Source organism: Saccharopolyspora sp. NPDC002686 (assembly GCF_040295745.1).
Classification (GTDB): domain Bacteria; phylum Actinomycetota; class Actinomycetes; order Mycobacteriales; family Pseudonocardiaceae; genus Saccharopolyspora; species Saccharopolyspora oryzae.
The window spans coordinates 1-7,924 of the sequence record NZ_JBEOVY010000355.1; the positions used below are offsets into that span (position 1 = coordinate 1).

4 protein-coding genes and 1 pseudogene are annotated in these 7,924 nt (G+C 72.7%); 2 read left to right on the top strand and 3 right to left on the bottom strand.

Features of this window, described 5'->3' with window-relative positions:
- Positions 1 to 1,353, bottom strand: a pseudogene (locus ABTZ89_RS32190) (hypothetical protein); the annotation flags it as partial.
- Positions 1,354 to 1,906: 553 nt separating this feature from the next.
- Between ABTZ89_RS32190 and ABTZ89_RS32195 the strand changes: the two are divergent.
- A complete protein-coding gene (locus tag ABTZ89_RS32195; RefSeq protein WP_270951426.1) occupies positions 1,907 to 2,701 on the top strand; it encodes an SGNH/GDSL hydrolase family protein in 795 nt (264 codons plus the stop codon).
- Between the two features lie 370 nt (positions 2,702 to 3,071).
- Here the strand turns inward: ABTZ89_RS32195 and ABTZ89_RS32200 are convergent, their stop codons facing one another.
- Positions 3,072 to 5,897 (bottom strand): AfsR/SARP family transcriptional regulator, encoded by a 2,826-nt coding sequence (locus ABTZ89_RS32200; RefSeq protein WP_351051860.1) that lies wholly within the window; start codon positions 5,895 to 5,897, stop codon positions 3,072 to 3,074.
- A gap of 305 nt (positions 5,898 to 6,202) precedes the next feature.
- Here ABTZ89_RS32200 and ABTZ89_RS32205 point away from each other — a divergent pair, with 305 nt between their 5' ends.
- The gene (locus tag ABTZ89_RS32205; RefSeq protein WP_270951428.1) at positions 6,203 to 7,237 is read left to right on the top strand and encodes an ADP-ribosylglycohydrolase family protein; all 1,035 of its coding nucleotides are present in this window, start codon (positions 6,203 to 6,205) and stop codon (positions 7,235 to 7,237) included.
- A gap of 8 nt (positions 7,238 to 7,245) precedes the next feature.
- Here ABTZ89_RS32205 and ABTZ89_RS32210 read toward each other — a convergent pair whose 3' ends face one another.
- Positions 7,246 to 7,743, bottom strand: a complete 498-nt coding sequence (locus tag ABTZ89_RS32210; protein ID WP_270951429.1) for a potassium channel family protein — start codon at positions 7,741 to 7,743, stop codon at positions 7,246 to 7,248.
- Positions 7,744 to 7,924 lie beyond the last annotated feature (181 nt).

Sequence of the window (7,924 nt, forward strand, 5' to 3'; positions counted from 1 at the left end):
GTCCGGTGCCGGAGGCGGCGGGCCCGGAGCGACCGGCGGACGCGGGGGCGGACCGCCAACGGCGGGAGCACCCGGCGGCGGACCCTGCGGAGCAGGGCCGTTCGGCTCGGCCGGAGGCGGACCCGCGAAGCGGGGACCCGCCGACGGCGGAGCATCCGGCGGCAGCGGACGGCCCGGAGGGCTGTCGAGCGGAGCGTCGGCCTGCGGAGCAGGGACGTGCGGCGGAGCCGCATCGGGCCGCGGCGGAGCCGGGAGCGGGCCGCTCGGCGGACCGTCGGGCCCGGCCTCGTGCCGGGGCGGGCCGTCGGGCGCGGGTGGCGGCGGGACGTCCAGCGGTCCCGACGGCGGACCCTCGCGCCGGGGCGGGCCGTCAGCGCCCAGCTGGCCGAAACCACCGCTCGGCGGACCGGTTTGCAGCGGCGGTTCGCCGTTCGGGCCCTGCGGTGGGCCGTCCGGGCGCGGCGGCGGAGCTTCGTGCCTCGGTGGCGCCTCGTTGGGCGGCTGGGCGTTCTGGCGGAGCTTGCCGATGGGAGCGCTGGGCGGCCCCACCCGGATCGGCGGGCCGAGCTCGTCCGGCCCCGGGGGACCTTCGCGCCGCGGCGGAGGGCTGTCCGGGCGCGGCGGCGGGCCATCCGGTCCGACCTGGGCGAAGGCGCCGCTCGGCGGGCCCATCTGCGGCGGCGGGCCGTCGGGCACATCACGGCGCGGCGGCGGACCATCGGGTGCCTCGTGGCGCGGCGGCGGACCGTCGATCAGTCCGGACTCGTAGCGGTGGCCGTCGGGGCGCGGCGGGCCGTCGATCGGGGCCTGCGGTGGCGGGCCCTCGCGGCGCGGCGGCGGACCGGGTTCGGCTCGCGGACCGTCCGGTCCGGGCTGGGCGAAGGCGCCGCTCGGCGGACCGTCGGGCGCCAGCGAACCGGTCAGGGATCCGCTCATGGCGCTGGGGCGGGACGGCGGCGCCGGCAGGTCGCCGTCCAGGGAGCCGGACAGCTCCGGTTCGGCCGGGCCGCCGAGGTCTCCGGACAGGGACTTGCCTGCCGCGGGCGGCTTCGGGCGGTCCGGCGCCGGGCGGGTGGCTTGGAGCTGCCTGCGCTGCTCCTGCTCGAAGCGCTCCGGCAGCTGCTCGACGCGCTGCCAGAACGCGAACGGGTGCGGTTCGCCGGTCATGGCCGCGAACTCGGCGCGCAGGTCGAAGCGCACCGGGCGCGGCGCCGGCCGGGCGCCTCCGGGTGCGGGCGGCTCGCCGAGCGAGCCGCGCATCGGTGCGTCCGAACGGCGTCCGCCAGGACCGGCCTGTTGCGCGTCGAAGCCCGCGGGCTCCGGCGCGGACGCCGGATTCTGCGGTGACGTCACGATTCCCCCAGGTACTTGGGACGGTCGATTAGCCTCGCGACATCCGGCTCAGTCCGGATGGCGGGCGCATTGGAACCGACGCGGTAGAGCATTCCGTCGTTCCCCGCTTCAACCGACCGCGACGCGGCAGCCAGGCGAACGGCGTCGCACGTGCGCCTCCCCGAGCGCACGGCGGGCTGTCACCTGCGTCAATGCCGACATCGCGGGCCCCCTCGTTGCTTCTGTTACCGCCGAAGGACAGTAGCAGCTGACGTTCACCCGTACTGGTGTTTCCGGGAACAGCCACCCAGTTGCCGGTTCGATCAGCCAAAAGCACCGCATGACAAGGGAAAGCACCCACCCGGGGACCGGTGTCAACCGGTCGTGGGACCCCGTCGTCGCGCTTCCTCGGGTTGCGGGAATCCGAAGCTCGCAAAACGCCCAGAAAAACTAGACTATTCAGTGCCGTTAATCACTAAAGCCGGAACCGACGGTGGCGTAGGTAGGGATGGGAACGCCACTGTTGTTCTCGGATCACCGCGTGGGCGGGAGGAAACACCAGGAAGGAATTGAGATGGCATCGCAGCGCAGCGCCGGCTCGGCCCGCTGGGACAGCTTCGTCGCGTTGGGGGACAGCTTCACCGAAGGCCTCGACGACCCCCGGCCGGACGGCGCGTTCCGGGGCTGGGCGGACCGGCTCGCCGAGCACCTCGCCGCGGACAACCCCAACTTGAGCTACGCGAACCTGGCCGTGCGCGGCAAGCTCATCCGCCAGATCGTCGACGACCAGGTCCCGCAGGCCGTCGAGCTGAAGCCCGGCCTGGTCTCGTTCACCGCCGGGGGCAACGACATCATCCGCCCCGGCAGCGACCCGGACACCGTGGCGCAGCTCTTCGAGTCCGCGGTCGCCGAACTGCGGGCGGCGGGCATCGACGTGCTGATCGGCACCGGCTTCGACACCACCGAAACGCCCGTCCTGCGCCACGTCCGCGGGAAGGTCGGCACCTACAACTCGCACCTGCGCTCCATCGCGGACCGGTACGGCTGCTACGTGCTCGACCTGTGGTCGATGCGTGTGCTGCGGGACTCGCGGGCTTGGAGCGGCGACCGGCTGCACCTGTCGGCCGACGGCCACCGCCGAGTCGCGCTGCGCGCCTGCGAGGCGCTGGGCGTGGAGACCGGCGAGGACTGGCGCGAGCCGTGGCCGGACGCTGCGGAGACGTCGTGGCGGACCCAGCGCGCCGAGGACATCAAGTGGGCCCGGGAGTACCTGGCGCCGTGGATCGGTCGCCGGCTGCGCGGGGTGTCCAGCGGAGACGGTCGCGGGCCGAAGCGCCCGCAGCTGGAGAAGCTGACCGCCGCGAAATGACCTGCGGATAGGACGAAGTGCGGACCTCCGGCCAGGCACACCCCGTTCGGCCGAAAGCCCGCACTCACCCCCATCGTCCATTCGGAAGGCGTCCCGAATGCTTCCGCCCCCCTTAGCGGCCGCCCCGGTCGAGCTCGAAAGAACGACCGGGGCGACCGGGCGACAATCCCCCCTTGGACTCCCCCCAGAGCCGCCCTCAGTGCGGATCTCGCACGGCTGATCCGCACTGAACACAAAGTCCCAGCGGGCGCTGCACAACGGCTAAATGCGCGCTAAACGCATGCGAATCCGGTCGCGCGGGAACCCCCACCGGCGCGTTTCCCGGAATATTCATCTTAGGGGCGGGATCCCGACGATGCGAGCAAATCGATCACGCGGGCGTGGCCAACGCGTCGAGCCGCTCCCGCACCTCGGCCACCCGCGGCGAGCCCTCCGCCTCGAAGATCGCCAGCGCCGTCTCCCACCTGGTGCGGGCCACCGCCAGGTCGCCGCGGCAGCGCGCCGTGTCGCCCAAGCCCAGGTAGGCCGCGGCTTGGCGCATCGCCGAACCGCACTTCAGCGCGACGTCGAGGGCGTCGTGGTGGTAGCGCTCGCCGTCGTCGAGGCGACCGAGCTCGATGCAGACCTCGCCGCAGTTGTTCAGCACCATCGCCAAGGTGTCCAGGTCGTCGGCGGCGCGGTAGAGCGCTTCGGCCTCGCGCAGGTGCGCCAGCGCCTCCTCCAGCTCGCCGTTGATCTGCTCGACCATCGCGAGGTTGTTCAGCGCCCCGGCCTCGAAGTAGGTGTCGCCGAGCGACCGGTAGACCCGCAGCGCGTCCTGGCAGTGCACCTTCGCCTCGTCGTAGCGCTTGAGCCGGAACAGCACGCTGGCCATGTTGATCTGCGTCATCGCCCGCCGCGAAGCGTCGTCGTTGGCCACCGCGACCCGGTAGGACTCGTCGTAGTGGGCCAGCGCCTCGTCCAGCTGCCCGGACCGCGAGTGCGCCACGCCCAGCCCGGCCGACATCAGCACCTCGCCGGTCGGATCGTCCGCGGCTCGCGCGGACTCCAGCCCGTCGGTGTAGACGCGGATCCAGTCCTCCCACGGGCAGCGCACCATCAGGTAGTTGAACTGCAACCGGGCCAGCTGCCAGGCGAGGTCGTGCATGCCCCGCGCCTTGGCGGCCCGGACCGCGGCGATCAGGTTCGGCCACTCGGCGTCGAACCAGTCCAGCGCCTGGGCCCGGTCGGCGATCGCGGGCGGGCGGAGCGCGCTGACGAAGTTCAGCTCGTCGCGCGTCGGGCGCAGGAAGCGGCGCGCGTGGTCGGCCACGGCCAAGTAGTGGTTGAGCAGCCGGCGCAGCGCACCGGTGTCGTCGCACTCGACCAGCAGGTCGCGGGCGTACACCCGCAGCAGGTCGTGCATGGCGAAGCGGTCCGGTTCCGGCTCGACGACCAGGTGCGCCAGCGCGAGCGTCCGCAGCCGGCGCTGCGCGCTGGGCGGATCGGTGTCGCACAGGGCCGCGACGGCGTCGGCGGTGAAGGTGTGGCCGGGCACCAGGCCGAGCAGCCGGAACGTCTCGGCGTGCACCGGGTGCAGGCTCCGGTAGGAGATGTCGAAGGCGCGGCGCACGCTGGTGTCCGCGTCGTCGTCGATGTCCAACGCGCGCAGGCGGTTCCGCTCGTCGGTGAGCTCGTGCACCAGGTCCGACACCCCGCGCGCCGGGTTCGCGGCCAGCCTCGCCGCGGCGATGCGCAGCGCCAGCGGCAGGCCGCCGCACAGCTCCGCTAGCTCGGCCGCCGCGACCGGTTCGGACGCCGACTTGCCCGGCACGCCCGCGCGGTCGAGCAGCTCGATCGCCGATTCGGTGGGCAGCGTCTCCAGCGGCAGCACCCTCGCTCCGCTGCGCACCACCAGTCCGTCCAGCCGCCGCCGGCTGGTCACCAGCACCATCGACTCCGCGCTGCCCGGCAGCAGCGGGCGGACCTGCTCGGAGTCGCGCGCGTTGTCCAGCAGGACCAGCACCCGCCGCTTGGCCAGCAGCGACCGGTACAGCGCGGCGCGGTCGTCCAGCTCCACCGGGATCGCCTCGGCGGCCACGCCGAGCGCCTTCAACATGCTGGTCAGCGCCTCGCCGGGGCTCAGCGGTTCGCGCTCGGAGTCGTAGCCGCGCAGCGAGGCGTAGAGCTGGCCGTCGGGGAACTCCTGCTCGACGCGGTGCGCCCAGGTCAGCGCGAGCGCGCTCTTGCCGACGCCGGCGATCCCGGTGAGCACCGCGAGCAGGCTGGAGCCGCGTTCGCGCTCGGCCAGCAGCCGGTCCAGCTCGCCGAGCTCGTGGCGGCGACCCACGAACCCGGCCGGGGCCGGGGGCAGCTCGGCCGGGGTGGGGCGCTTGATGCCCAGCGCCGGTTCCGAGCGGTGCTGCGGGCTGCGCAGCGCCGGATCGTCGCGGAGCACCTGCTCGTAGAGGTTGCGCAGGTCGGGGCCCGGGTCGAGGCCGAGCTCGTCGGAGAGCCTGCGGCGCAGCTCGTGGAACTTGGACTGCGCTTCGGCGCGGTGCCCGGCGCGGTAGCTGGCGAGCATCAGCTGCCCGGTCAGGCGCTCGCGCAGCGGGTACCGGTCGACGAGCGTGGACAGCTCCAGCACCAGCTGGTGGTGACGCCCCAGGTCCAGGTCGGCGTCGACCCGCTCCTCCAGCGCGAGCAGCCGCAGCTCGTCCAGGTTCGGGGCGACCATCCGGTACAGGCGGCTGCTGGTGATGTCGGTGAGCACCGGACCGCGCCAGAGGCTCAGCGCTTCGCCCAGCACGCGCGAGCGCTCGGCCGGGTCGAGGCCGTGCGCGCGGTTGATCAGGGCGCGGGCGCGGTGCGCGTCGATCCGCTCGGCGTCGACGCTCAGCAGGTAGCCGGGCGGGCGGGTGACGATCTCGGGGCCGTCCGGCCCACCTGCGCCGAAGAGCTTGCGCAGGCGGGAGACGTAGCCCTGGATGATGGTGCGCGCGGTGGCCGGCGGGTCGTGCTCCCAGATGGTGTCGATCAGCCGGTCCATGGACACGATCTGGTTCGGCTCGAGCAGCAGGCAGGTGAGCAGCGCGCGGACCTGGACGCTGCCCATCGGGCGCGCGACGCCGTCGACGAGCACCTCGAGCGGACCGAGCACGCGGAACTCGAATCCCGTGGCCGGTGCTCCGCTCGGTCTGTCGTACGGCGCCATCATCTCCTAATCCGATTCCCGCTCATGTTTTCGTTGAGCCTTCAGACAGTCTCGACCAAGGTCCACATCGAGTCCACACCCCGGGCGAACCTCGCCCCGGGGCCGACACACCGTAACGAGGAGTCGATGCAGGCGGCCGGAATGCCGAGCAGCCCTCACCCCAATGGAGGAATGCGCGGTATGACCCGAATGCGATCCGCGACGACCCGCCGTTGACCACGAACGTCTCCCCGTCGATGAACACGCCAAGTAAAGTTTGGACCAGTCGATCACCCGAACGAGGACACTGCGGAAGGAGAGCCCCACCCGTGCGCACACCATCCACAGTGGTCGATCGCGCGGTGGCCTGCCTGCTCGGCGGGGCTCTGGGCGACGCGCTCGGCAGCCCGGTCGAGTACGCGCAGCTGGACGACATCCGGGCCGAGTTCGGCCAGGACGGAGTGTCCGAACCACCACCTCAAGCGCTGCTGGGCGACGCCACGCAGATGACGCTGTTCACCGGCGAGGGCTTCTTGCACGCCTGGACGACCGGCAACAACGGCGGCCCCTGGCGCCCGGTCGAGTCCACCGCAGCCGCTTACCGACGGTGGTTGATCACCCAGCAGGAGGACAAACCTCAACCCGGCGCGACCGGTCTGCTGGCCGAACCCGAGCTGTACGCCAGCCGGGCTCCCGGCCTGACCAGCCTCCGCTCGCTCCAAGAGCCCGAACTCGGAACCCCGGACCGGCCGCGCAACAGCTCGAAGGGCTGCGGCGGGGTCGACCGCAGCGCGCCCCTCGGCCTGGCGCCGAGCGCCGAGATGGCCTACCAGCTGGCCTGCCAGTGCGCCGCGCTCACCCACGGCGGAGTCGGCGGCTGGGCCTCGGCCGGGGCGATGGCGCTGATCGTGCACCTGGTCGCGGTCCAGGACCGCAAGCTGCCGGCCGCCGTGGACCAGGCCGCCGGGCGGGTGCTGCGCGAGGACGCCGAAACCGCGAGCGCGCTGGCCGAGGCCGCGACGCTGGCCCGGCTCGGCGCCAGCGTCGGCCACATCGAACGCCTGGGACAGGGCTGGATCGGCCCGGAAGCGCTGGCCATCGGCGTCTACTGCGCGCTGGCCCTGCCGAAGCCGGAGCAGTTCGCGGACGCGGTGCGGCTCGCGGCCAACCACTCCGGGCACAGCGACTCCACCGCGGCCCTGACCGGGGCCATCCTCGGCGCCCGCCACGGCACGGCGGTCCTCCCCCGCCCGTGGCTGGCCCGCCTCGAACTGGCGGACGTGATCGAGCGGATCGGGCACGACCTCGGAGCGTCCTGCTCCGGAACCCAGTTCAACGAACGCCGCTACCTCGGCCTCGCCTGACCGGCGGATCAGGCGCGGGTCGCCCTCGTTCGGAGGACGGCCACCGCCATGCCCAGGAAGCCGATGTTGAACGCCATCTGGACGGCCGCCACCGCCCGCGCGAACTGCGAGATCGCGTGCACGTCACCGAATCCGACGGTGCTGGTGATCGACAGGGAGAAGTACAGGGCGTCGGTCTTGGTGCGCAGCGAGGCGATCACGTCCGGCTGGTGGCGGGCGATCGCGAAGTAGACGGCGGCGAAGAACAGAACCGCCAGGTAGAGCGCGGCCACGACGCCCGCGATCGAGCTCCCGCGGCGCCCGTCGCCGTGCCGGAACCGGTGCACCTGGACCATGATCAACGTCGAGATGGCCAGCAACCCCAGGTCGAAGACCACGACCGCGCCGACGGTTCCCCCGATCCCGAACACGTCGAACGGCAGCGCGTAGTAGACGGCGGTGCACACCACCACGGCCCCCACCGTGGCGACCGCGTTGATCAGCGCCTCCCGCCGAGCACCACCCACGACCGCCAGGTTCGGCCACCCCGACCCCCACCGCCACCCGATCCCGGCCCCCGCAAGTTCAATGGAAATCAGACGTCCGATTTCCATTGAACTTGCGGAAGTTCTCCACAGGTGACCCGAGTTGTCCACAGCCCCCGGCAGACGTCGGCGTGTCGGAGCCCAAAGGTCCCGACACGCCGGG